Annotated in this window: 22 protein-coding genes; 9 read left to right on the top strand and 13 right to left on the bottom strand. The window is 64.8% G+C overall.

Going from position 1 to position 24,486, the window contains the following annotated elements; all coding sequences use genetic code 11:
• The first annotated feature begins 8 nt into the window (after positions 1–8).
• Genes AC1DS5_RS16730 through AC1DS5_RS16755 form a run of 6 tightly spaced genes read left to right on the top strand, consistent with a single transcriptional unit; the run spans position 9 to position 8,394 of the window.
• Positions 9–776: a coniferyl-alcohol dehydrogenase gene (locus AC1DS5_RS16730; RefSeq protein ID WP_477719372.1), complete on the top strand. Its 768-nt coding sequence runs from the start codon at positions 9–11 to the stop codon at positions 774–776.
• A gap of 52 nt (positions 777–828) precedes the next feature.
• Positions 829–2,508 carry a DUF1302 domain-containing protein gene (locus AC1DS5_RS16735; protein ID WP_477719373.1) on the top strand — a complete coding sequence of 560 codons (1,680 nt, stop codon included), beginning with the start codon at positions 829–831 and terminating at the stop codon, positions 2,506–2,508.
• 43 nt (positions 2,509–2,551) lie between these two features.
• Positions 2,552–3,907, top strand: coding sequence for a DUF1329 domain-containing protein (locus AC1DS5_RS16740; protein WP_477719414.1), 1,356 nt, complete (start codon positions 2,552–2,554; stop codon positions 3,905–3,907).
• Entirely contained in the window at positions 3,907–4,986 is a 1,080-nt protein-coding gene (locus tag AC1DS5_RS16745; RefSeq protein ID WP_477719374.1) for a WD40/YVTN/BNR-like repeat-containing protein, read from the top strand. Before AC1DS5_RS16740 ends, AC1DS5_RS16745 begins: the two co-directional genes overlap by 1 nt.
• Positions 4,987–4,996: 10 nt before the next feature.
• On the top strand, positions 4,997–7,423 hold the full coding sequence (locus AC1DS5_RS16750; RefSeq protein WP_477719375.1) for an efflux RND transporter permease subunit: 2,427 nt from the start codon (positions 4,997–4,999) through the stop codon (positions 7,421–7,423).
• A gap of 11 nt (positions 7,424–7,434) precedes the next feature.
• Positions 7,435–8,394, top strand: a complete 960-nt coding sequence (locus AC1DS5_RS16755) for an alpha/beta hydrolase (protein ID WP_477719376.1) — start codon at positions 7,435–7,437, stop codon at positions 8,392–8,394.
• Positions 8,395–8,427: 33 nt separating this feature from the next.
• Here AC1DS5_RS16755 and AC1DS5_RS16760 read toward each other — a convergent pair whose 3' ends face one another.
• The 10 genes from AC1DS5_RS16760 to AC1DS5_RS16805 all read right to left on the bottom strand — a co-directional run bounded on the left by AC1DS5_RS16760 (position 8,428) and on the right by AC1DS5_RS16805 (position 19,211).
• Positions 8,428–9,246 carry a M55 family metallopeptidase gene (locus tag AC1DS5_RS16760; RefSeq protein WP_477719377.1) on the bottom strand — a complete coding sequence of 273 codons (819 nt, stop codon included), beginning with the start codon at positions 9,244–9,246 and terminating at the stop codon, positions 8,428–8,430.
• 10 nt (positions 9,247–9,256) lie between these two features.
• Entirely contained in the window at positions 9,257–10,333 is a 1,077-nt protein-coding gene (locus AC1DS5_RS16765) for a DmpA family aminopeptidase (protein ID WP_477719378.1), read from the bottom strand.
• A 15-nt stretch (positions 10,334–10,348) separates the two neighbouring features.
• Positions 10,349–11,269 (bottom strand): glutathione ABC transporter permease GsiD, encoded by a 921-nt coding sequence (gene gsiD, locus AC1DS5_RS16770; RefSeq protein ID WP_477719379.1) that lies wholly within the window; start codon positions 11,267–11,269, stop codon positions 10,349–10,351.
• Between the two features lie 13 nt (positions 11,270–11,282).
• Positions 11,283–12,203: a glutathione ABC transporter permease GsiC gene (gene gsiC, locus AC1DS5_RS16775; protein WP_477719380.1), complete on the bottom strand. Its 921-nt coding sequence runs from the start codon at positions 12,201–12,203 to the stop codon at positions 11,283–11,285.
• 78 nt (positions 12,204–12,281) lie between these two features.
• Positions 12,282–13,844: a glutathione ABC transporter substrate-binding protein GsiB gene (gene gsiB, locus AC1DS5_RS16780; protein WP_477719381.1), complete on the bottom strand. Its 1,563-nt coding sequence runs from the start codon at positions 13,842–13,844 to the stop codon at positions 12,282–12,284.
• An 85-nt stretch (positions 13,845–13,929) separates the two neighbouring features.
• On the bottom strand, positions 13,930–15,828 hold the full coding sequence (locus AC1DS5_RS16785; RefSeq protein WP_477719382.1) for a dipeptide ABC transporter ATP-binding protein: 1,899 nt from the start codon (positions 15,826–15,828) through the stop codon (positions 13,930–13,932).
• A gap of 70 nt (positions 15,829–15,898) precedes the next feature.
• Positions 15,899–16,831 (bottom strand): isoaspartyl peptidase/L-asparaginase family protein, encoded by a 933-nt coding sequence (locus AC1DS5_RS16790; protein ID WP_477719383.1) that lies wholly within the window; start codon positions 16,829–16,831, stop codon positions 15,899–15,901.
• Between the two features lie 50 nt (positions 16,832–16,881).
• Positions 16,882–17,841: a MurR/RpiR family transcriptional regulator gene (locus AC1DS5_RS16795; protein ID WP_477719384.1), complete on the bottom strand. Its 960-nt coding sequence runs from the start codon at positions 17,839–17,841 to the stop codon at positions 16,882–16,884.
• 370 nt (positions 17,842–18,211) lie between these two features.
• Entirely contained in the window at positions 18,212–18,514 is a 303-nt protein-coding gene (locus AC1DS5_RS16800) for a hypothetical protein (protein WP_477719385.1), read from the bottom strand.
• A gap of 130 nt (positions 18,515–18,644) precedes the next feature.
• A complete protein-coding gene (locus AC1DS5_RS16805; protein WP_477719386.1) occupies positions 18,645–19,211 on the bottom strand; it encodes a flavodoxin family protein in 567 nt (188 codons plus the stop codon).
• Between the two features lie 104 nt (positions 19,212–19,315).
• Here AC1DS5_RS16805 and AC1DS5_RS16810 point away from each other — a divergent pair, with 104 nt between their 5' ends.
• Positions 19,316–19,729 carry a VOC family protein gene (locus tag AC1DS5_RS16810; protein ID WP_477719387.1) on the top strand — a complete coding sequence of 138 codons (414 nt, stop codon included), beginning with the start codon at positions 19,316–19,318 and terminating at the stop codon, positions 19,727–19,729.
• A gap of 15 nt (positions 19,730–19,744) precedes the next feature.
• Here AC1DS5_RS16810 and AC1DS5_RS16815 read toward each other — a convergent pair whose 3' ends face one another.
• Both AC1DS5_RS16815 and AC1DS5_RS16820 read right to left on the bottom strand, forming a co-directional pair.
• On the bottom strand, positions 19,745–20,380 hold the full coding sequence (locus AC1DS5_RS16815; protein ID WP_477719388.1) for a LysE family translocator: 636 nt from the start codon (positions 20,378–20,380) through the stop codon (positions 19,745–19,747).
• Between the two features lie 59 nt (positions 20,381–20,439).
• Positions 20,440–20,967, bottom strand: a complete 528-nt coding sequence (locus AC1DS5_RS16820; RefSeq protein ID WP_477719389.1) for a hypothetical protein — start codon at positions 20,965–20,967, stop codon at positions 20,440–20,442.
• A 126-nt stretch (positions 20,968–21,093) separates the two neighbouring features.
• Between AC1DS5_RS16820 and AC1DS5_RS16825 the strand changes: the two genes are divergently transcribed.
• Complete coding sequence (locus AC1DS5_RS16825; protein WP_477719390.1) at positions 21,094–22,044, top strand: helix-turn-helix transcriptional regulator; 951 nt, start codon at positions 21,094–21,096, stop codon at positions 22,042–22,044.
• A gap of 50 nt (positions 22,045–22,094) precedes the next feature.
• On the opposite strand, the gene AC1DS5_RS16830 is transcribed toward AC1DS5_RS16825, so the two are convergent.
• Positions 22,095–23,432, bottom strand: coding sequence for a D-amino acid dehydrogenase (locus AC1DS5_RS16830; protein ID WP_477719391.1), 1,338 nt, complete (start codon positions 23,430–23,432; stop codon positions 22,095–22,097).
• Between the two features lie 116 nt (positions 23,433–23,548).
• Here AC1DS5_RS16830 and AC1DS5_RS16835 point away from each other — a divergent pair, with 116 nt between their 5' ends.
• Positions 23,549–24,463: a LysR family transcriptional regulator ArgP gene (locus tag AC1DS5_RS16835; RefSeq protein WP_477719392.1), complete on the top strand. Its 915-nt coding sequence runs from the start codon at positions 23,549–23,551 to the stop codon at positions 24,461–24,463.
• Positions 24,464–24,486: the final 23 nt, after the last annotated feature.

Genomic DNA, 24,486 nt, shown 5'->3' on the forward strand with positions numbered 1-24,486 from the left:
AGAGATTCATGAGTTTGCAAGGAAAAACCATCGTCGTCACAGGCACCTCGTCCGGCATTGGTGCCGAGGTGGCCCGGCTGGCCCGCTTCCAGGGCGCCCAAGTCATTGGCATGGACCGCAACGACCCCAGCTTGACGCTGGATGATTTCGTGAAGGCCGATCTGGGAAGCGCCGCCGCCATTGATGCCGCCGTGGCCCGGCTGCCCGCGCACATTGACGCGTTTTGCAACGTTGCCGGCGTGCCCGGCACGGCCGCCGGCGATCTGGTGGCCCGCGTGAACTACCTGGGCCTGCGGCACCTGACGCAAGCCGTGTTGCCGCGCATGCCGCGTGGCGGCAGCATCGTCAATGTGGCCTCCATCCTGGGTGCCGAATGGCCGCTGCGGCTGGACCTGCACAAGGAGCTCGCCGCCGTGAAGGGCTTTGAGGCCGGCGCTGCCTGGCTGCGCGACCACCCCGTGCCGCACGCCACCTGCTACCAGTATTTCAAGGAAGCCCTGATCGTCTGGAGCGCCACCCAGTCGCAGGAATGGTTCCTGGGCAAAGGGGTGCGCATGAATTGCGTCGCACCTGGCCCGGTGTTCACGCCCATCCTGGGCGACTTCGTCTCCATGCTGGGCGAAGAGCGGATTCAAAAAGATGCCCACCGCATGCTGCGCCCGGCCTTTGCCGACGAGGTGGCCGCGGTGATTGCCTGGCTGTGCAGCGATGCAGCGCGCTGGGTCAGCGGCGTGAACATTCCGGTCGATGGCGGCCTGGCCTCGACCTATCTTTGAGCAAGCGATAGACCCCCACCGACCCCACAGACCATAACTTGAGGAGACATGCATGACAAAAAAAATCACCCCCTTCCAACCCGGCGCCCTGGCGCTGGCGCTGGCGAGCAGCCTGCTCTGCGCGCTGTCGGCCCAAGCCATGGAGTTAGGTTCCGACCCCGACACTAGGATACGGCTGGACTTCACGCCCAAGTACAGCACGGCCTATCGGCTGAAGGATGCTTCGGCGGCCCTGACAGTGCCGTCGCCCGATGCCGGCGTGGCCAATGAGAACGACGGCAATGCCAACTTCAGTAAAAAAGGCATCGTCTCCAACCGCGTCGACTTGCTGACCGAGTTCGATGTGACCCACGGCAACGTCGGTCTGCGCATCAGCCATTCCGCCTGGTACGACTCGAAGTACCGGGGCACCAATGCGAACGACGGCACGCTGGGGGTTAGCAACTTCGTCGGCCAGCCCGCCAACCAGTTCATTCCAGCGACCAGCGCCCAGCATGGCCGCGATGGCGAGTTTCTCGATGCCTTTGCGTTTGCCAAGGGCAACCTGGGCAGCATGCCGGCTTCGATCCGCGTCGGCAAGCATGCCTTGCAATACGGCGAAAGCCTGTTCTTCGGCCAGAACGGCATTGCCAATGCGCAAGGCCCGGTGGACATCGCCAAGATCGTCTCGGTGCCCAACTGGCAGTTCAAGGAAGTGCTGCTGCCGGTGGAGCAGATTTCCGGCTCGCTGCAGGTGGCGGAGGGGGTGACCCTGGGCGGCTACTATCAGCTCAAGTGGCGGCCCAGCAAGATCCCTGGTGTGGGCAGTTATTTCTCGAATCAGGACTACATCGGCGGCGGCTGGGTCTACCTCGGCCCGACCACGGTACTCAACACCGACAACAGCAAGGACCAGACGCCGGGCAACAGCGGCCAGTTCGGAGCCCAACTGCGCTGGTCGCCTGCAGGCAGCGCGTTTGAGTACGGCCTCTACGCCGCACGCTACAACGACAAAACGCCATCGGTACCGGTGTTCGACCTGATCAATGGCAACGTCCACAAGGTTTATGCCAAGGGCATCAAGACCTTTGGCGCCAGCGTCACGTCGTCCGTCGGGCAGCTCAACTGGGCGCTGGAAGGCTCGGTGCGCACCGACGCACCGCTGGCCAGCGATCCGGCTGTGTTGGGCGGTGCGCCCTTCATGCCGCCGGTTAATTGCGACGGATCGGCCAGCAACCCCTGCCACGCCATCGGCAAGACGGCGCACCTGAACCTGTCGGGCATCTATGTGCTCACCAAGTCCAGCCTGTGGGACGGCGGCGCTCTTTTGGCCGAGCTGGCCTGGAACCGGGTCCTGAGCGTGACCAGGAACCCCAGCGCCGTCGGCTTCGGCGGGCTTGACCCCAACACCACGCGCGATGCCGCGGCCTTTCGCATGATTTTCGAGCCGCAGTACTTCCAGGTACTGCCCGGCCTGGACCTGTCGATTCCGATCGGCCTGGGCTACAACTTTGGGGGGCGCTCTTCGGCCATCTTCAACTTCGCCGGCGGTGTCAGCAAAGGGGGCGACTTCAGCGTCGGCATCAAGGGCAAGTACCAGGAATGGAATGTGGGCCTGAACTACACCGCCTTCTTCGGCAAGGAGAACACCTTCACCGTCACCGATGCGAGCACGCCCACCCGCATGCTGTCCTACGGCCAGACGCTGAAAGACCGCAACTACCTGTCCTTCACCGCTTCCCGTACTTTCTGAAAACACATTTCTGAAAACACCTATTACCGAGACATACACCATGATGAAGTTCGCAAACCCCCCCTTGCTCGCGGCGGCCCTGTTGACCGCTGCCCTGACCGCCCAAGCCGCCGTGAGCGCGGACGAGGCCGCCAAACTCAAGACCACGCTGACCCCGTTGGGCGCGGAGAAGGCTGGCAACAAGGACGGCACGATTCCCTCCTGGGACGGCGGCCTGAGCAAGGCCGCACCCGGCTACAAAAACGGCGATGCCCGCCCTGACCTGTACCCCAACGAAAAGCCCACCCTGTCGATCAACGCCAAAAACATGGCGCAGCACGCCGACAAGTTGAGCGACGGGGTGCAGGCCCTGATGAAGAAGTACCCCGACTTCCGCATCGACGTGTACCCCACGCACCGCACCGCTGCGGCCCCTCAGTCGGTGTACGACAACACCTTCAAGAACGCCACCCGCGCCAAGACCGTTGAAGGCGGCTACGGCATGGAAGGTGCTTTTGGCGGCGTGCCATTCCCCATCCCCAAGGACGGCTATGAAGCCATGTGGAACCAGCGCACCGCCTGGCGCGGTGGCAACGTGACCCTGCCGATGCGGGTGTGGGTGGTGACGGCCGATGGCCGACGTGCCATGGCCTCGGGTGGCACGCAGACCCTGAGCCAGGCTTTTTATGCCAAGGACAGCAGCCTGGAGAAGTTCGACGGTTACTACTCGCTCGGCAAGTTCGTCGCCAACGCGCCGGGCTCCAAGGCGGGCGAAGCGATTCTGGCGCTGGACGGTGTTTCAGAAGCCGCGCCGCGTGGCCTGTGGCAGTACCTGGTGGGCCAGCGCCGGGTGCGCAAAGCGCCTTCGGTGGCCTATGACACGCCCGACTCGGTGACTTCCGGCATCGGTTTGTTCGACGAAGCCTTCACCCTGTTTGGCCCGATCGACAAGCATGAGCTGAAGCTGGTGGGCAAGAAGGAGATGTACATCCCCTACAACAACAACCGTGCTGCGTCAGCCAAGGTGGAAGACCTGGTGACGCCCAACACGCTGAACCCGAGCCAGGTGCGCTGGGAACTGCACCGTGTGTGGGAAGTGGAGGCCACGCTGGCCTCGGGCAAGCGCCACGTGGTGCCCAAGCGCAAGTACTACATCGACGAAGACTCCTGGCAAATCGCGCTGTTTGACGGCTGGGATGCCAAGGGGCAACTCTGGCGCACCAACTATGCCCTGATGCTGACCCTGCCAGACGTTCCCGCCGTATCGAATTTTGTGTTGTGGGGCGGCTACGACATGCAAAACGGTTCTTACTACCTGAACATGGCCTCCAACGAAATGCCCAAGCAGTATGAAATCGTGCCGCCGATTCCGCGCAGCTTCTTCAGTGCTGAATCCCTGTCCAACGAAGGCGCGCGTTGATGAGCGGATTCGCACAAGCTGGCGTTGCGCGGCGAGCGGCCCTGCGGGGGCTGCTCGGCATGGCGGCCACGGCCACGCTGCCCGCGTGGTCGGCCACTGCCCCGGCCGTGCTGTCGCAAGCCGCCCTGGTGACGCCCAAGGCCCTGGGCGCGGCCACGCTGGCCGTGACCCGCGCAGGCAAGCGCCTGGTGGCCGTGGGCGAGCGCGGCACCGTGCTGCTGTCGGACGACCACGGCGCCCGCTGGACGCAGGCCCAGGTGCCGGTGCAAGCCACCCTCACCACGGTGCGTTTTGCCGATGAAAAAACCGGCTGGGCGGCAGGCCATTTGGGCGTGATTTTGCGCAGCGACGACGGCGGCGCCACCTGGCACAAGCAGCTCGACGGCCTCCAGGCCGCTGCGCTGGTGCTGCAAGCCGCGCAGAAGTCGGGCGATGAAAAGGCGATCGCCAACGCCCAGCGCCTGGTGGAAGAGGGCGCGGACAAACCATTTTTTGACCTGGAATTCATCGACGCGCAACGCGGCTTTGCCGTGGGAGCCTACGGCCTGATGTTCGCCACCGTGGACGGCGGCAAGACCTGGGCGGCGGTGGGGCCGCGTTTGCCCAACCCCAGATCCTTGCACCTGTACGGCCTGCGCGCCCATGGCAATACCTTGCTGATTGCGGGTGAGCAGGGCCTGCTGCTGCGCTCCACCGACGGTGGGGCCAGCTTTAGCGTGCTGGAGTCGCCCTACAAAGGCAGCTTTTTTGGCTTGCTGCACACCGCAGGCGATGTCTGGGTGGCCTACGGCTTGCGCGGCACGGCTTACCGCTCCATGGACGCAGGCCCGCGCTGGGAAAAACTCGATACCGGCCTGCCCATGGCTGTCGGCGCGGGCGCGGCTTTGGCCGGCGGTGGCTTTGTGCTGATGGGCCAGGCCGGGGACGCATTGGTGGGGCGCGACGATGGGCCCGCGCTCAAGCGTGTGCCTGCGCGCGAGCCGGTTCCGGTGTCGGGTGTCGCCATCGCAGCCGATGGCAGCCTGGTGCTGGCCAGCCTGCGCGGCATGCGACGGCTGCCTGCCCTGTCTGTTGACTGAAGAAAATTTTATGCACGCCGATTCCTCCTCCATCAACGCATCCAGCCAGCCTGTCGTCGCGCGGCTTGAAGATTTCGACACGCGCTCCGGCACGCTGCTCGAACGCGCCTTTTTTAACCACCGTCCCTGGGTCATGGCCCTGTGCCTGCTGCTGACCCTGGTGCTGGGCTGGCAGGCGACAAAACTGCAATTGAACGCCAGCTTCGAGAAGACCATCCCGACCTCGCATCCTTACATCGTCAACTACCTGGCGCACAAGGGCGACCTGGCGGGTCAGGGCAACGCGTTGCGGCTGGTGGTACAGGCCAAAAAGGGCACGATTTTCGACAAACGCTATCTGGATGCGCTGCAGAAAATCAACGACGAAATTTTCCTGCTCCCCGGCGTGGACCGGCCTTTCATGAAGTCGCTGTGGACCTCCAACACCCGCTGGGTGGCGGTGACCGAAGAGGGCCTGGACGGCGGCCCGGTGATTCCTGACACCTTTGACGGCTCGCCAGCGAGCCTGGCCGAGCTGCGCGCCAACGTGGAGCGCTCGGGCGAGATCGGGCAACTGGTGGCCGGCGATTTCAAATCCAGCATCGTGTTTGTGCCCCTGCTGGACCGCAACCCCGAAACCGGCAAGGCGCTGGACTACGGTGATCTGTCGCGCCAGATCGAAGTGCTGCGCGCCAGGTACGGCAGCGACACGCTGGAGATCGGTGTGACCGGTTTTGCCAAGGTGGTGGGCGACCTGATTGAAGGCCTGCAGCAGGTGTTGCTGTTTTTCCTGCTGGCCCTGGCGATCACCACCATAGTGCTGTTTGCCTACACCCGCTGCGGCCGCAGCACGGCGCTGGTGGTGGCTTGTTCCCTGGTGGCGGTGGTCTGGCAGTTCGGCCTGCTGGCGCTGCTGGGTTATGAGCTGGACCCGTACTCGGTGCTGGTGCCCTTTCTGGTGTTTGCCATCGGCATGAGCCACGGTGCGCAGAAGATGAACGGCATCATGCAGGACATTGGCCGCGGCACGCACCGGGTGGTGGCGGCGCGCTATACCTTTCGCCGCCTCTTCATGGCCGGCCTGACAGCGCTGCTATGCGACGCGGTGGGCTTTGCCGTGCTGGTCATCATCCAGATCAAGGTGATCCAGGACCTGGCCCTGATCGCCAGCATTGGCGTGGCCGTGCTGATCTTCACCAACCTGGTGTTGCTGCCGATTTTGCTGTCCTATACGGGCGTGGCCCCATCGGCAGCGGCGCGCAGCCTGCGCGAAGAAGCCGTGCAAGAGGGCGCCGGGCGCCCCTGGCTGTGGGCCTTGCTGGACCACTTCACGCAAAAGCGCTGGGCCACGGCGGCCATCGTGGTCTCAGGCTTGATGGCGGCGGGCGGTTACGCCGTCAGCCTGAACCTGAAGATTGGCGACCTGGATCCCGGCGCCTCCGAGCTGCGGGCCGACTCGCGCTACAACCGCGACAACGCCTACCAAATCTCGCATTACGCCGCCAGCGCCGACATCCTGACCGTGATGGTGACCACGCCGGTGGACCAGTGCACCAGCTACGGCACGCTGGCCAGGCTGGACAGCCTGGCCTGGGGCCTGGAGCAGTTGCCGGGCGTGGAGTCCACCAACTCCATGGCCGCGCTGTCCAGGCTGGCCATGGTGGGCTACAACGAAGGCAACTTCAAATGGTTTGAGCTGCTGCCCAACGACGGCGCTCTGGGCGGCGTGCAAACCCGCGCCCCGCGTGAGCTGTTCAACCAGAACTGCTCCTTCCTGGCGCTGTATGTGTACCTGAAGGACCACAAGGCCGAAACCCTGTCGCGGGTGGTGGCCGAGGTCGAGAAATTTGCCGCGACCAACAACACGCCCGAGGTCACTTTCAAGCTGGCCGCCGGCAGCGCCGGCATTGATGCGGCCACCAACATCGTGGTGGGCAAAGCCATGCAAGAGATGCTGCTGTGGGTCTATGCGGCGGTGGTGGTCCTGTGCTGGATCACCTTTCGCTCCTGGCGTGCCGTGGTGGTGGCGGTGCTGCCGCTGGTGCTGACCTCCATCCTGTGCGAGGCCTTGATGGTGTGGCTGGGCATGGGCGTGAAGGTTGCCACCTTGCCGGTGATTGCACTGGGCGTGGGCATCGGCGTGGACTACGCGCTGTATGTGCTGAGCATTACCCTGGCCCGCATGCGGGAGGGCGCCAGCCTGTCAGACGCCTACCACCATGCGCTGCAGTTCACGGGCCGGGTCGTCATGCTCACAGGCATCACGCTGGCGCTGGCTGTCGGCACCTGGGCCTTTTCGCCCATCAAGTTCCAGGCCGACATGGGCATTTTGCTGGCCTTCATGTTTGTCTGGAACATGGTCGGGGCGCTGGTGCTGCTGCCTGCGTTGGGGCACTTTTTGCTGCGCAAACCAGTGGTGGCGGTGGTTGCGCCAGCCGCGATTCCTGTATCAATCTAATCTTTAAATCCATGACTACATCTCCTGTTCGCACCACGCTGGACGCTACGCCTCTCGATCCCGCCTTTGCAGGTTTTTTGGCCCAAGCTGCGGCCCAGGGAGCTCCCCCTCTGGAGGCCTTGCCGCCGCCCATTGCGCGGCAGGTCTACCGGGACCTGGCCAACGTCCTGGGCCTGCCCGGCCCGGCCATTGGCAAGGTGGAAGATAAATGCATTCCCGGCCCCGGTGGCGTGCTGCCTTTGCGGGCATACAGTCCCACGGCTCAGGGGCCGTGGCCCGTGCTGTTGTACGTGCATGGAGGGGGTTTTGTGATGGGCGATCTGCAAACGCATGACGAGGTCTGCCGCACCCTGTGCCACCTTACGGGCATGCTGGTCGTGGCGGTGGACTACCGGCTGGCCCCCGAACACCCATTCCCCGCCGCACCCGATGACGTGGCAGCGGCCCTGCGTTGGATCTGCGCCCATGCGGACACCTTAGGTGGTGACCCGCATCGCATCGCCGTGGCGGGCGACAGCGCCGGGGCGCAGCTGGCCCTGGTGGCGGTGCGGCGGGTGCAGTTCCCCGCGGTGCGAGCCCTGGGCCTGATTTACCCCGTGGCGCAGCACCCGGACGAGCCCAGCCCGTCGTACGAGGAAAATGAAGGCAAATTCCTCACCAAGGGGGTCATGCAGTGGTTCACCGCCAGCTATCTGGGCGGGCCATCACCAACGCCGCCAGACCACCCTGATGTGGCGCTGCTGAAGTCCGGGCTGGCGGTGCTGCCCGCCACCTGGGTCGCCACCATGGGCCATGACCCGCTGCGTGACGAAGGCCATGCCCTGGCCCTGCGTGCCGAGGCAGCAGGCGTTTTGGTCGCGCACCAGCACTACCCCAGCGCCATCCACGCCTGCATCCATTTCAGCGCCGTGTCCCCCATTGGCCCGCAGGTGCTGGCGGACTTGGCGCAGTGGTTGCGCGAGCAGGCTTGATAGGTCAGGCCGACTGGCCTGGCCTGTGATGCGCTAGCGCAGCAGGGTTGACATGGCCGACAGGCAGTTGAGCATGCGGACGGCGGCTTCCACCGTCGGTGCTTCAAGGCCGACTTCATCGCCATCCAGTCGCTGCAGGGTCGGCCACTGGCAAAACAGGTCGGCCAGCGCCGGTGTCTGGGTCTGGATGTGCACGGCGATAGGCCCCGTCAGCACGAAGGGGCGGGCCGCGCCGAGCTGCGCCAGCGCGGTCGCCACGCCCACCTGGATGGCGCTGCAGGCCTGCGCGGGCGAGAGGCTGATGCCGCTGGTCTGGCCGGTGGCGCGCTTGGTTTGCACAAAAGTGGCATGCGGGAACACGGGCCGGTGTTCCTCGATGAACACATCGTCGCCGCTGGCCATCACCACCGGCACGCCATACTCGCCGGCCAGCGCGCCATAGATGCCGGCTTCGCCCAGCTCGACGCCGTTGAAGCGCACGCGCGCAAATGCAAAGCTGTTGATGGTGTGGGCCAGGATGCCGCGGCCCTGCGCACGCGAGTGGTAACCGATCATGCAGACGGCGTCCACGCCGTTGTCGACGCCGGCCATCATGCTCAGGTAGCGCGGCTTGCCCATGACGGCCTGGGCGCGAGCGTCCAGCAGGTCCGGCGGCATGTTGCGAAAGCCGCCGTGCGAATCGTTGACCAGCACCTCGGTGGCGCCGGCCTCGAAAGCGCCGGCAATGGCGGCGTTGGCCTCGTGCGTCATCAGCAGGCGGGCGCGTTCGTACTCGGGGTTTCCGGCGCGCACCTGCTCGTGGTGGAAAACGCCGGCAACGCCTTCGATGTCTGTGGAAATCAAAACTTTCATGGGAACTCGTTCAGGGTGTTTGTGGATGTGTCGGTGCGGTCCCGCCGGGCAGCAGATCGGCCAGTGCGCGGCGGTGGTGGCCATTGCGGCCGGTCACGGCACGGGCGCAGCAGAGGGCGTGGACGATGGCCTGCTCGGTGCTGTCGGCCACGGCCTGAAACAGCGGGTCGATCAGGCCGTCATGCAACATGGCCACAGCCGGCATGGGTCTGCCGGTTTGCTGGGGCACGGTGTAGGCGGTGGAAAAAGCCAGAGCGATGTCGCCGCTGCCGTGGCCGAACACGGAACCGGTGCGGGCCAGGCCGGCGCCGGCGCGCAGCGCCAGCCGGCGCAACTGGCGCGCATCGAGCGGTGCATCGGTGGCAATCAGCAGGATGATGGAGCCCTTCTCGGGCTCGTCAGCCTCCAGCGCCAAGGGGCCGGCCAACTGGCTGGCCAGTCGGGCGCCCAGGGCCTGCCCGGCCATGACCAGCTGCGGCAGCCGGCCGTAGTTGGCCAGCACCAGCGCGCCGACGGTGTGTTCGCCGCCGCCGGGTGCCGGGACGCGGCGCGACGCCGTGCCGATGCCGCCCTTCAGACCAAAACTCGACATGCCACGGCCGGCACCGACCGAGCCCTCCTCAACATCCGCGCCCGCTTGCGCGCAGGCTTGCTGGTAGTGCTGCCCGGTGACGGCCATGCGCTGGATGTCGTTGAGGAAGCCATCGTTGCACTCAAACACCAGCGGATTGACCGTGGGCAGCTTGCGGCCGGTTTCGGGGTTGGCGGCGATGCACTGGCGGATTTGTGCCTCGGCCACGGGGGCGACCGAAAAGGTGTTGGTCAGCGCAATCGGCGTTTCCAGAACGCCTAGTTCCTCGACCTGCACCAGTCCCACACTCTTGCCGAAGCCGTTGAGCACGACCGCGGCCGCGGGCACCCGGTCACGAAACAAATCGCCGCCATGGGGGCAGACCACCGTCACACCGGTCTGCACTTCTTGCGCGTCGAGCGTGCAATGGCCCACGGTAACACCGGCCACATCGGTGATGGCATTGCGCGGCCCAGGCGGCAGGCTGCCAATGCGGGGCAGCAGATGGCGAGGCATCACGAAATGCCCCTGTTACTGACGGTCAATTTTTGGGTCCAGCGCATCGCGCAGGCCGTCGCCCAGCAGGTTGAACGCCAGCACCGTCAGAAAGATCGCCATGCTGGGAAACAGTGCCACGTGCGGTGCGTTGACCATGTCGGCGCGCGCTTCATTGAGCATGGCGCCCCATTCGGGCGTGGGCGGCTGCGCGCCCATGCCGAGGAAAGACAGGCTGGCCGCCGTGATGATGGAGGTGCCCAGGCGCATGGTGAAGTAGACGACGATGGACGAGATGGTGCCCGGCAGGATGTGGCGCATGATGATGGTCCAGTCCGAAGCGCCTATGCTGCGTACCGCCTCGACATAAGTCATCTGCTTGAGCACCAGGGTGTTGCCGCGCACCAGCCGCGCAAAGGCCGGCACGCTGAACACCGACACGGCCACCACCACGTTGACCATGCTGCTGCCCAGGATGGCGACCACGCCGAGTGCCAGCAGGATGCCGGGAAAGGCGAACAGCACATCGGAAATACGCATCACGATGCGGTCCCACCAGCCTTCGTAATAGCCGGCCAGCAAACCCAGTGCGGTGCCGATCACACCACCAATGGCCACCGAGGCAAAGCCGGCGGCGAGCGAAATACGCGCGCCCACCAGGATGCGGCTGAAGATGTCGCGGCCCAGCGGGTCAACGCCCAGCCAGTGCTGCCACGACGGCCCGGCATTGAGCTTGTCGTAGTCGAAAAAGTTTTCGGCGTCGTAGGGCGCAATGACCGGCGCGAGCAGGGCCAGCAGCACCAGCAGCAGCACGAAGGCCAGCGCCCCCATGGCCACATGCTGCTTCTTGAATTTGCGCCAGAACTCGGTCCAGGGCGTGCGCACGCGGGTGTGTTGCGTGGCCATGGGCGGCGCCGCGATGGCGACGGCGGCTTCGTTGACGATGGTCTGTGTCATGGCTGGCTTGTTCTCATTTGTAGCGAATGGTGGGGTTGATGAAGCCGTAGAGCACGTCCACCACCAGGTTGATCAGGATGAACTCCAGCGAAAACAGCAGCACCAGCGTCTGGATCACCGGGTAGTCGCGCATGGTCACGGCATCGACCAGCAAGCGGCCCAGGCCGGGCCAGTTGAAGACCGCCTCGACGACGATGGAGCCGCCCAGCAAAAAACCGAACTGCAGGCCCATCATGGTGACCACGGGGATCAGCGCGTTGCGCAGGCAATGCTTGAAAATAACCGTGCGCTCTTTCAGGCCCTTGGCACGGGCCGTGCGCACAAAGTCTTCCTGGATCACTTCGACGAAAGAAGCGCGCGTGAAGCGCGCCATCACGGCGGCCACGGCCGCGCCCAGGGTCAAGGACGGCAGGATGTAGTGCTTCCAGCTGTCGGCTCCCACGGTGGGCAGCCAGCCAAGCTGCACGGAGAAGACCTGCATCAGCAGCATGCCGAGCGCGAAGGCCGGAAAAGAAATGCCCGAGACGGCCACCGTCATGCCCAGCCGGTCCGGCCATTCGTTGCGAAACACCGCGGAAACCACGCCTATGGCCATGCCGAAAATCACCGCCCAGCTCATGCTGGTCAGCGTCAGCAGCAGTGTCGGCAGAAAGCGTTCGGCGATTTCGGTCGACACCGGGCGCCGCGTGCGCAGCGAGGTGCCGAAGTCGCCTTTGAGCATGTGCGTGAAGAAGCTCACGAACTGCTCGGGTAGCGGCCGGTCCAGGCCGAGCTCCTGGCGCACCAGTTCCACAGTCTGTTGGTCGGCATCCTGTCCGGCCGCCAGGCGTGCCGGGTCACCCGGCAGCATGTGGACGAACAGGAACACCAGCACCGCGACGATCAGCAGCGTGGGCGTCAGGCCCAGCAGCCGTTTCAAAAAATAGTTCAGCATGATGGAGTCGGGTCAGGGCGTGCGCCAGCGGAGGCTGGCGCACGCGGGAACGGTGCAAAGAAGGCGTAAAGGAAATGCTTACTCAGCGACCGCGATTTCGTCCGAGTTGATGTTGCCGTCGGGCATCACGTAAACGCCCGACAGGCGCTTGCTCGTGGCGTACAGGTTCTTCTCCGTCACCAGCGGTGCCCAGGGCGCGTCTTTCATGATTTGCTCCTGTGCCTGGCGATACAGGTCTGCTTTTTCCTTGTCGTCGACCGACTTCAGGGCGCTGGCGATGTAGCCGTCCACCTTCTCGTTGCTGTAGTAGGCGGTGTTGTTCAGCTTGGGTGGCCAGGCTTCGGTGGCCAGCAGCGGACGCAGCGCCCAGTCGGCTTCACCAGTCGAAGAAGACCAGCCGGCGTAGTACATGCGCACTTTCGCGGTTTTGGCGTCCGGCGCGGCTTGCACCCACTCGGTACGCTGGCCGGGTTCGAGTGACTGCACCGATATCTTGATGCCCACCTGAGCCAGCTGCTGCTGCACGAACTGGATGGTTTTCTGCGACGTGGTGGTGGTGTAGGCGCCCCAGAGTACCGACTCGAAGCCGTTGGCGTAGCCGGCTTCCTTGAGCAGCTCGCGCGCCTTTTTCGGGTCATAAGGCCACGGCGCCATCTTGTGGGCGTACTTGACACCCTGCGGCACGATGCCTTCGGCTGGAACGGCATAGCCACCGAAGGCCACTTTGGCAAGCGCTTCCTTGTTGATGGCGTAGTTGATGGCCTGGCGCACCTTGAGATTGTCGAAAGGCTTTTGCAGCATGTTGAAGCTGAGGTAGCGCGTGATGATGGACGGGCCGGTCACCATCTTGAGCTTGGCGTTCTTCTCCAGTTCAGTAGCCTGCTCGTAGGGCAGCGGAAAGGCAAAGTCGGTTTCACCAGTCTGCAGCATGGCGGCGCGCGTGTTGTTCTCCAGCACCGGCTTCCAGGTCACGCTGTCGACCTTGGGGTAGCCCTTTTTCCAGTAGCCGTCGAATTTCTTGACCTTGATGAAATCGGTCTGCTTCCATTCCACAAAGGTGAAGGGGCCGGTACCGACCGGGTTGAAAGCGATGTCCTTGTTGCCGTATTTTTTGAGCGCCGTCGGGGAGATCATCGCGGCCGAGGCGTGTGCCAGCGAGTTGATGAAGGGGCCGAAAGGCTCCTTGAGCGTGATGCGCACGCTGTACGGTGCGAGTGCTTCGACCTTGTCCACGCGGTTGAACTGGTTGATGCGGGCCAGTTTGTTGTCGGGGTTGAGCACCCGGTCCAGCGTGGCCTTGACGGCTTCGGCATTGAAATCGGTGCCGTCATGGAACTTCACGCCCTGGCGCAGCTTGAGGGTGTAGACCAGGCCGTCCTTGGAAACGGTGTAGCTTTCGGCCAGCACGTTCTCGATTTTCAGGTCTTTGTCGAACTGGAACAGGCCCTGGTAGAAGGACTTGGTGACCGCCGTGGTCAGCGTGGTGTTGGTGTTGTAGGGGTCCAGCGTTTCAGGCTGGCCGCCGATGGCCAGCACCACGTCCTTGGCGGCAAGGGCCGAGCCAGCGGAGGCCAGGGCCAGCAAGGCCAGCAGGCTGGCAGCCAGGGCCTTGGGTCGAAGCGGTGTCATACGTTCTGTCATGGGGAAAACTCCTGGTTCAGGTTGAGGGGAAACACAAGCGAAAAACAAGCGAAAAGCGGATCGAAAAAATGCAGGCTGAAGAAAATTAGTAGGCGCCGGCAATGCGGTGCTGCGCCACGAAATGGCCGGGGCCGACCTGCACCAGCGGCGGCACGACGGGCTCGTCGCCGACGGCGCGCAGGGGGCTGGGAATCTCGCCCTCCATCAGCTGGCGGCTCAGGTGGCGCCGGCTCGGGTCGGCCACCGGCACGGCCGCCATCAGCTTGCGGGTGTAGGCGTGCTGCGGGTTTTCAAAAATCGCGCGGCGCGGGCCGATCTCGACAATCTGGCCCAAAAACATCACGGCTACACGGTGGCTGATGCGTTCGACCACCGCCATGTCGTGCGAGATGAACAGGAATGCAATGCCCAGCTCGCGCTGCAGGTCCAGCATCAGGTTGACGATCTGGGCCTGGATCGAGACGTCGAGTGCCGACACCGACTCATCGGCAATCACCACCTTGGGGTTGAGCGCCAGGGCGCGCGCGATGGCGATGCGCTGGCGCTGGCCGCCCGAGAACTCGTGCGGGTAGCGCTGGGCGTACTCGGTGGGCAGGCCGACTTTTTTAAGCAGCCAGTCGACCCGCGCCTGCGCCTCCTTGCCGCTGGCAATCTTGTGCACCAGCAGCGGCTCCATGATGGAAAAGCCGACGGTGACACGCGGATCCAGCGAGGCAAACGGATCCTGGAAAATGAACTGGATATTGCGGCGCAGCCCTTGCAGCGTGCTGGTGGGCAGGTCGCGGATGTTTTGCCCGCCAAACTCAATCACGCCGCTCTGGCTTTCGACCAGGCGCAGCAGCGAGCGGCCGGTGGTCGATTTGCCGCAACCCGATTCACCGACCAGTGCCAGCGTTTCGCCGGGCCGAATATCAAAGCTGACTTTTTCCACCGCGTGAACGCGGCGTGCCACGCGGCCCAAAAGCCCGCTGCGCACATCAAAGCGTGTCACCAAATCCTGCACCCGCAAAATCGGCGCGCTGCCGGGCTCGATCGTGTCTTGCGGTTGAGCCGTCTCGCGCGGTGCCGCATCGGCCTCTTCGGTGCGCAGCAAGTCGAACTTGAGCGGCAATTCGGTGCCTTCCATCGCGCCCAGCCGTGGCACGGCCGACAGCAGTGCGCGGGTGTAGGGATGGCGAGGGCGGGCAAAAACTTCTTCGGAGGCGCCTTGTTCCACCTTGTCGCCGCGGTACATCACCAGCACGCGGTCGGCCACTTCGGCCACGACGCCCATGTCGTGCGTGATGAAGACCACGCCCATGCGCATTTCGTCCTGCAGCGCGCGAATCAGTTGCAGGATTTGCGCCTGGATGGTCACGTCCAGCGCCGTGGTGGGTTCGTCGGCAATCAGCAGCGATGGTTTGCACGACAGCGCCATGGCGATCATCACGCGCTGGCGCATGCCGCCCGAGAGCTGGTGCGGGTAGCGGCTCAGCACATTGCGCGCTTCCGGAATGCGTACGAGTTCGAGCATGCGCAGGGCTTCGGCGCGTGCGGCGCTCGCGCTTTTTCCCTGATGCTCCTGGATCGATTCGGCAATCTGGTCCCCGGCGGTGAACACCGGGTTGAGCGAGGTCATGGGCTCCTGGAAAATCATCGCGATGTCGGCGCCCCGAATGCTGCGCAGCGTCGCGTTGCGCGCCTGCGCCAGGTCAAGCACCTCGCCGCTGCGGCGCCGAAACGCCATGCTGCCGTGGATGATGCGGCCGCCGCCATGTTCGACCAGGCGCATCAGCGCCAGCGAGGTGACTGATTTGCCCGAGCCCGATTCGCCGACGATCGCCAGGGTTTCACCGCGGTCCACATGAAAGGAGAGATTGCGCACCGCATCGACCGTGCGCTCGGAGGTGGTGAAGCGCACCGACAGGTCGTTGACAGCCACCACCCGGTTGTCGGGCAGGTACAGGGCGCTGGGTTGAGAGGCTTCGGCCACGGTGGATTGCATTGCGGTGCGCTTTTGTGTGGAGGTGTGTGGAGATATGTTGGAAGTGCAAGGAGCGTGCCGCAGATGGCGATCAGCGAAAGATCGCGGTTTGCGGTGTCTCGCCGACGCGGGCATGGCCGCGGTACATGCCTTCGGTGTTGAAGGGAAGGCTCAGGTTGCCCTGCGCGTCGACGGCAATCAGGCCGCCCCGTCCGCCCATGGCGGGCAGCACGTTCATCACCACCTGCTGCGCCGCCGCGTCCAGCGACAGGCCGCCGTAGGCCATGCGCGCGCAGATGTCGTAGGCCGCCGCCGTGCGTATGAACATTTCGCCGGTGCCGGTGCAGGAGACGGCCGCCGTGCGGTTGTCGGCATAGGTGCCGGCGCCTATCAGGGGCGTGTCGCCGACGCGGCCGGGCCGTTTGTTGGTCATGCCGCCGGTGGAGGTGGCGGCGGCCAGATTGCCGTGCGCATCGAGCGCGACGGCGCCCACGGTGCCGAATTTGCGGTCATCATCCAGCGGCGCCGCGCCGGCTGCCGAGGGACGGAACACCAAGGCCGCACCGTCGTGGTCCAGCACCGCCTTGTCGGTGGACAGTGCGCGGCGCAGTTGCTCGCGGCGGGCCTCGGTTGAAAAGTAATCGGGCGAAACCATCTCCAGCCCCAGGCCTTCGGCGAAGGCTTCGGCGCCGGCGCCCACCAGCAGCACATGTTCGCTGTACTCCATCACGGCGCGGGCGGCGCGCAAGGGGCGGCGCACGCGGCTCACGCAGGCCACCGCGCCGGCGCGCAGGGTGGCGCCGTCCATCACGGCAGCGTCCAGCTCATGGGTTTCGTCATGGGTGAAGACCGAACCATGGCCGGCATTGAAGAGCGGGCAGTCTTCCAGCAGGTCAACAGCCAGGCTGACGGCGTCGAGCGCGCTGCCACCATCGGCCAGCAACTGCTGCGCAGCCAGCAGGATGCCTTGCAGGGCGGCGTGGTAAGCCGCGTCCTGCCCGGTGCTGATGTGCTTGCGGCTCATGGTGCCGGCGCCACCGTGGATGGCAATGAGTGGGAGGGGCTTGGGCGGTGTCACTTGGGGGCCTTTGAGGATTTCGATTTGGCGCTGGCCTTGCGGGGCGCAGGCGCAGGCGCTGCGGCCTCGGCGCGCAGCCGGCCGCTGTGGCTGCCGTGCAGCCAGGGCAGCACCGATTCGGCCAGCTGCGTCGCCGCCTTGAGCGAGCCCTTGGCGCGGTGGGCGACCGCGCTGCTTAACGCTTCGATGAGTGCCAGTGCGCTGGCCTCGGAGTTGGCAAAGTACTGGCTGTCGGTATGGGCGTAGAGCGCCACCGTGGCCAGCGGCGCCAGCGGGGACGTCACGCGATCCGTGAGCGCCAGCACCGGCACGCCGGCTTCGCGTGCGCGGCGCGTCAGCAACACGGTGTCGGCGAAATACCGGGGGTAGGCAATGGCGATGAGCAGGTCTGTGGGCTGCAGGCGTGTCAGGACGCGCGCGGCGTGGGAGGAACTCTCAATGTTGGCCAGCAACTGCACGTTGTCGCAATACGGGTCCAGGCTGCGCTGCAGCAGCCCGCCCAGCCAGCTGCTGGCGCCAAAGCCCATGATGTAAATGCGCTTTGCATTCAGGATGGCGCCCACCGCCTGCTCGCAGCTGTGGGCATCGAGCGATTGCCGCGTCAAGTCGATATTGCGCTGGTTTTCCGCCAGCGCGCTCGCGAACACGTCAGCCACCGTGGTGGGGTGTTCGAGCGTGCTGCGCAGCTTCTCGACCGGGGCCAGCGTGGTTTCAAAACCCAGCACCAGCGCCGCGCGGAACTGCTGGTAGCCGTCAAATTCGAGCGCCCGCGCAAACCGGTTGGCGGTGGCCACCGAAACCCCCAGCGTGGCGGCCAGCTCGTCGATGGGCATGGTGGCGGCCTGCAAGGGGTGGGCGAGCACATAGTCGGCCATCTGCCGGTGCGAGCGTGTCAGCGTCGGCAACACGCGTGCAATGCGCTGTGCCATCGAGGGGTTGCCGGGAACAGTTGTCATCAGGGTCAGGCGTGAAATTGAATGTATATAAATTTACAAAACGACTCATGATAGCGAAATTTTTGATCATTTGGAATCGGTACCAGCCCCCGCGATGCGTTGTCCGGCGATGGCAATGGCCTCGCTCAAGGGACGGGCTTCAGACATCGGCGCTGGAGGGCTGGCACGGTTCAGCGCGCCAGTTTCTTGATGAAAATGGCCTATAGGCAGCGTAATTAGGATGTGGAGTGCTATTAAAGCAATAGCAAGCGATGGGTAGCGGACCCGGTTGATGGGTCAGACCGAGTGCCGGAGGGCGGCGCAGGAGAGGGAGCGGACGGTGGAGGTGCGGGGTGCACTGAAAGGGAAGGGGGCGCCCGCCGGCGGGCGCTCAGGACTTGAGCTTCTTATAGGCCCGGTCCATTTCGGGCGCCTTGCTGGTGTCCTTCAGCCCCTTGCGCACATCCCGCTCGGCCTGCTCGATGAGGGGGCTGGTCTGTTCGCCGGTCGTGTTGACCGCCTCGTCACGCTCATGCGGCAACTCCAGGCTGCTCTCCACGGACCGGTCTGCCGGTGTGATGGGCTGATCGGGTAGCGGCCGCTGGGCGCGTGGCGATTTGCCGGGCATGCCTTTGCCGGCAGCGGGTTGATCGACAGGTTCGCCGGGCGGTCCGGCCGGTTTGTGTCTGGGCATATGCCCGAGTCTGGACGCCCTGTTGTTGCGCTGCTGTCAGCCCGAAAAGCCACCGGCTGTAGGAAAAAGCCACGTTGCCGAAGCATGAAGCCATTGCCGCACACCATCGGCAGCCGCACGGGCTCCGGGATCAGCCGGCCAGGAAAGTAGCGGCTTGCGCCACGGCAGCCGCATCGGCCTTGACCGCGTCGGGCGGCCCGCCCTTGCCCCACAGCTCGCCGCCGTAAGCCATGGCCATGAATTGCGCGCAGAGCCTGATCGAGTCCATCATGGGCTGCGCCTTGGCGCGGTCGCCGCTGGTGGTGACCAGCCACAGCTTCTTCTTTGCCATCTCGTCCTTGAAGGGCAGGCCCGGCACGCGCATCCACGCGCTCCAGTGGTCCAGGTAAATTTTCAGCGGCGCCGGAATGCTGTACCAGTAAACCGGCGCCACGAACACGATGTCGGTCGCGGCCAGGGTGGCATCGAGCAGCGTTTTCATGTCGCCTGCCGGCATGTCGTACTGCCCGGTGGTGTGGCGCTGGTCCACGAACAGCGGCAACTGCATGCGGGACAGGTGATGCCAGTCCTGCGGCGTGCCGGGAGGCAGCGCGGCGGCGGCCTGCCGCGCCAGCCATTCGGTGTTGCCCTGCGCGCCGGGTTCACGGGTCGAGGTGGCCAGAAAAAGAAAATGGGGGTTCTGCTGCATGGCGGCCATGGTACTGGCTCCGGCAGGTCTTTGCGCGCGCAGGGTCTGGCCGTGCATGCCAGAATGACCGCGATCGGTATCCAGGCCTTCTTTAATTTTTTTTCGGGGCTTTCATGATCCATATCCGCGAGATTGATCACATCGTCCTTCGGGTCATTGACCTGCAGCGCATGCTCGGGTTTTACACGGGCGTGCTGGGCTGCACCGTTGAACGCCGGCAGGACGACATCGGCCTGGTGCAGCTGCGCGCCGGGCGCTCGCTGGTGGACCTGGTGCCGGTGGACGGCAAGCTGGGGCGGGCCGGTGGTGCGGCGCCCGGCGCGCAAGCGCGCAACGTCGACCATTTCTGCTTTCGCGTCGAGCCCTTCGATGCGGTTGCCATTCGCGGGTACCTGGCCGCCAACGGCGTGCAGGCGGGCGAGGTGGAATCCAGGTACGGCGCGGAAGGCGAGGGACCTTCGATTTACCTCACCGATCCCGAAGGCAACACCGTGGAACTGAAAGGCCCCCCAGGCCCGCCCGCCTGAACACCATCGGCACGGTCACAGCTGGCGCCAGCCCTGCCAGGCGGTGAAGGCCGCGCTCAGCATCAGCATGGCGCCAACTGCGCGCGCCAGGGCAATGCTGGCCGCGGGGCGGCTGGCCAGCCACCGGCGCGTGCCGCCGGCCGCCAGCGCCAGCGAGCCATAAACCCCGGTTTGCGTGATCGCAATGATCAGCCCCAGCGCGATCGCCTGCAGCCACAGCGAGCCGTACTCAAGCCGCAGGAACTGCGGAAAGATGGCCAGCATGAACAAATAGGCTTTGGGATTGAGCAGGCAGGTGAGTGCTGCCTGCCGAAAGGTGCGCCATGGTGAGTGCGAATGGACGGCGGGCAAATCACCAAAGACGGAGGTGCTTTGAATCAATGACCAGCCTATCCATGCGATGTAGGCGCTTCCCGCCAGCAGCATGACGTGGACCATGCCGGGAACGAGTTGCAGCAACAGTCCCAGTCCCAGCACGCCGGCCACCACATGGCACATGCCGCCGGCCACAATGCCGCTGACCGCGAAGAGGCCTGACCTGCGCCCGCCGGTCAGCGAGCTGGCCATCACAAACGCCATGTCCATGCCGGGCAGGACGATGATGCCCAGCACCATCAGGAAAAACAGCCAGAGATGGGAGAAGTGGTCCATGGGTGACGTGCCCTTTCTTTTTCAGCAGCGCAGCAATTCATCAGCAATTCATCAGCAATTCAGTAACGGGCTGCGTAGTAGGCAGGCCGGGTCAGGGTCATCACCCAGTTGGTTTCCCAGTGACGCCCGCCATCCGCCGAGAAGGCCTGCTCCCAGCGGGCCCTGCCCGGCGTGATCTCCGACCACAGAAAGCGCACCCGGACCGGCCGGCCCTCGTGCGTGTCGGCGCCTTCAAAGCGGCCGATGCCCTTGGCAAAGGCGCCGACCACAGGCGGCTGCAGCAAGCCGTCGCCGCGGCTCACCCAGTAAATGCTCCACTGCCGCGTTTGCGGGTTGAAAAAGCGCAGGGCCATGCCGATCACGCCTTGTCCCTCCACCATCAGGTCGTTCATGTTGCCCAGGCCACCCAGCAGCAAGGCGCCGTCCTGGACGGCCTCGAAACTCTCCCATTCGGTGCAGCCCTGCAAGCGTTTGAGCAGCCGCTGGTTGCTGACCAGCCAGCGCCCGGTGATGAAATTGAAGTCGTGGCGTCCATCGGTGAGCTGGATGGGTTGCGCGGCCTGAGCGGGATTGGCGGTTTGCGTCATGGTGATTTTTCCGAAAGAAGCGGTGAGCAGTGGGTGAGCAGTGCTGGTCGTGAAGCACCGTAAAAATCCAGTCTAAAGAAGTAATAGGGCGATTTCAGTCCTAATTACGGAGTAGACTTTTTGACCATGTATTCCCCGACCACACGTGTGCTCACGGTGCTGGAATTGCTGCAGGCCCACGGCCGGCTGAGCGGCGCCGAGCTGGCCCGGCGGCTGGAGGTGGATGGGCGCACGCTGCGCCGCTACATCGCAAAGCTCGAGAGCCTGGGCATTCCGGTGGTGGCGGAGCGCGGTCGTTATGGCTGCTACAGCCTTGTCGCCGGCTTCAAATTGCCGCCCATGATGTTCACGGACGACGAGGCGCTGGCGCTGTCGATCGGCTTGGTGGCCGCTCGCGGGCTCGGGTTGGCCGAAGCGGCGCCTGCCGTGCAAAGTGCGCAGGCCAAGCTCGAACGCGTGATGCCCGGCAAACTGAAAAACCGGATACGGGCCCTGGGCGAGACGGTGACGCTGGACCTCACCCAGGCGGTCGCGCCCGGCGACAACACGGCGCTGCTGGCCCTTAGTGCTGCCGCCCATGGCTGGCAGCGCGTGCACCTGAGCTACCAGTCGGCCGACGGCGTGGTGACCGAGCGGGACTTTGATCCCTACGGCCTGGCCTACCGTGGTGGGCGCTGGTATGTCGTCGGCCTGTGCCACCTGCGTGGGGGACTGCGCTCATTCCGGCTGGACCGCGTGCAGCAGGTCCAGCCGCTCAATGCGGTGTTCACGCCGCCGGCGGATTTCAATGCGGTGCAGCACCTGGCGCTGGGCCTGGCCACCATGCCGCGGGCAATCACGGTCCGGGTCTTGTTGCACGCGGATTTGCAGTGCGCGCAACAGGCGCTCCCCGAAAGCATCGGCGTGTTCCAGCCCAGTGAAGAGGGGGTGTTGCTGCATAGCCAGACCGACCATGTGCCCTGGTTTGCGCGGCAGCTGGCACGGCTGCCGTTTGCCTTCGAAATTCAGGAGCCGCCTGCCCTGCGCGAGGCGCTGCGTGCCTGGGCGCAACAGCTGCTGGACCAGCATGCGGCATGACACGCCATGTCCGCACGGGCCGCCCCAGGGCGTTGGGGCTTGTTCCGGCCCTAGGCGGCCAGGGCTCTTTGCGGCTCGCGGGGACGGTCAAACCCGTAAAAACCGAAATTCATGGCCGGCGTTTCGCCGCTGATCAGTTCGGCCATGGCCTTGCCCGAGCCGGCACCATGCGTCCAGCCCAGCGTGCCGTGGCCGGCATTCACCCATAAACGGCCTACTTTGGTCCTGCCGATGTAGGGAATGTTGGTCGGCGTGGCAGGGCGCAGGCCGGTCCAGAAATTCGGCTCGCCGCCTTCTTCCGCCAGCCGGGTGTCGCAGACGCCGGGCAGCACCTGTTCAATGCGGTCGGCCAGCATCCTGCAGCGGGCTTTGGCCAGCGGCGTGTCCAGCGACAGGTTGTAACCACCCACTTCGATGGTGCCCGCCACGCGCAGGTGGTTGCCCAGCCGGCTCATGGCGCACTTGACCTCGTCATCAATGGTGCTGACGAAAGGAGCCAGCTCCGGCTTGAGCAACTTGAAGGTGGCGCTGTAGCCCTTGCCCGGGTAGATGGGCAGATCGACGCCAACCGTGCGCAGCAGCGGCGCCGTGTAAGAGCCGCAGGCCGCCACCACCTCATCGGCCTGGAGGTGAACAATATTTCCGCGTTTTCCGTTTGCCGTACGGGCGCGAACCGCGACCGATTCGATCGCACCGCCGGCCTTCTCAAGGTGGTCGATGTCGTGGCCGTAGAGGAAGCGGACACCCCGGTCGGCGCAGCGCCGGGCCAGCGCCTGGGTGAACATGCGCGCATCGCCGCTTTCATCGCTGGCGGTGTAGGTGCCGCCCACGATGCGGTGTGCAAAAGACTGGAAGGCGGGCTCGATGGCGAGCAGCTCGGCGGTGCTCACCACGCGCCGCGCCACGCCGTATTTCTGCATCAGCACCGCGGCGTCGCCGGCGGTGTCAAACGATTTTTGGTCGGTGTAGTAATGCGCGATGCCGCGTTCCAGCCGCTTGTATTCAATGCCGGTGGCGTTCACTACGTCCTTGAGGGCGGCGTGGCTGTAGGCGCCTAGCGCCACCAGTTGCTGCACGTTGCGTTCAAAGGCGGCGTCATTGCACTGGGCCAGAAATTGCAGGCCCCAGCGCCATTGATGGATGTCCAGCTTGGGGCGGAACAGCAGCGGAGCATCATTGCGGAACATCCACTTCAGCGCCTTCAGTGGCGCATCCCGGTTGGCCCAGGGTTCGCAATAGCTCACGGAAATCTGCGCGGCATTGGCGAAACTGGTTTCCAGCGCCGCATCGGCTTGCCGGTCCACCACGGTCACGTCATGTCCGCGCTCCAGCAAGTGCCAGGCGGTGCTCACGCCAATAATTCCCGCGCCCAAAACAACAACTTTCATGACCGTTCCTTTCCGTCCTTTCCGTGCGTTGGAGTGTGAAGGATGTTGCTTTCAATTAAAAGAAAAATTAAACTATCAGTGAAAACATCAGCCTGGCTAATAGTGAGGGAGTTGCCATGAGTACGTTTGACCCGGACGCGCTGGAGTGTCTGGCCGCGATTGTGGAAGAGGGTGGTTTTGAGCGCGCCGCCCAGCGCCTGTCGATCACGCAGTCGGCGGTGTCGCAGCGCCTGCGCGCGCTGGAGGCTCAGGTCGGCACCGTGCTGATCGTGCGGAGCCGGCCACTCAAGCCGACCTCCGCGGGCCAGTTGCTGCTCAAGCACACCAAGATGCTGCGTCTGTTGCGCGCCGACCTGGAGCGTGACCTCAAGGAGCTGGCACCGAGCTCGCTGGGCGGCGCGCGCGAGGAAGAGCGCATCTCCATTGCCATCAACGCCGACAGCATTGCCACCTGGGCCATGCAGGCGCTGACCGATCTGGCGCAGCAGGGCCTGCCGATGGAAATCATCGCGGACGACCAGGACTTCACGCAGGAATGGCTGCGCGAAGGCCAGGTGCTGGGCTGCGTCACCACGCTCAGGCAGGCCTTGCGCGGGTGCAAGGTGGTCTCTCTGGGCGCCATGGAATATGTCGCCGTGGCCGCACCGGCGTTCGCGCGGGACAGGCTGGCCAACTCGACGTTGACCGCCCACAATTTCCGCGACATACCCTTCGTGGCCTTCAACCGCAAGGACGACATGCAAAGCGAGTTCGTCGGCAAGGCCTTCGGGCTCAAGCGTGTCACGCTCAACCAGCTCTTTGTGCCGTCGTCGGAAGGCCAGGTGCGTGCCGTGCTGGCGGGTTGGGGCGCCAGCGTGGTGCCGCGGCTGCTGGCGCAGGGGCTGATCAATCAGGGCCTGCTCGTCAATGTGCTGCCCACCTGCACGCTGCCGATCCAGCTTTACTGGCATTGCTGGAATCTGGAGTCCGAAGTGCTGGATGCGCTCACCGCGGCACTGCGGCAGGCGTCGGCCCTGTCGCTGGTGCCTTGATGCGCGGGGCGGCAGCCGCCAGC

The organism is Polaromonas sp. P4_H1, assembly GCF_056400945.1.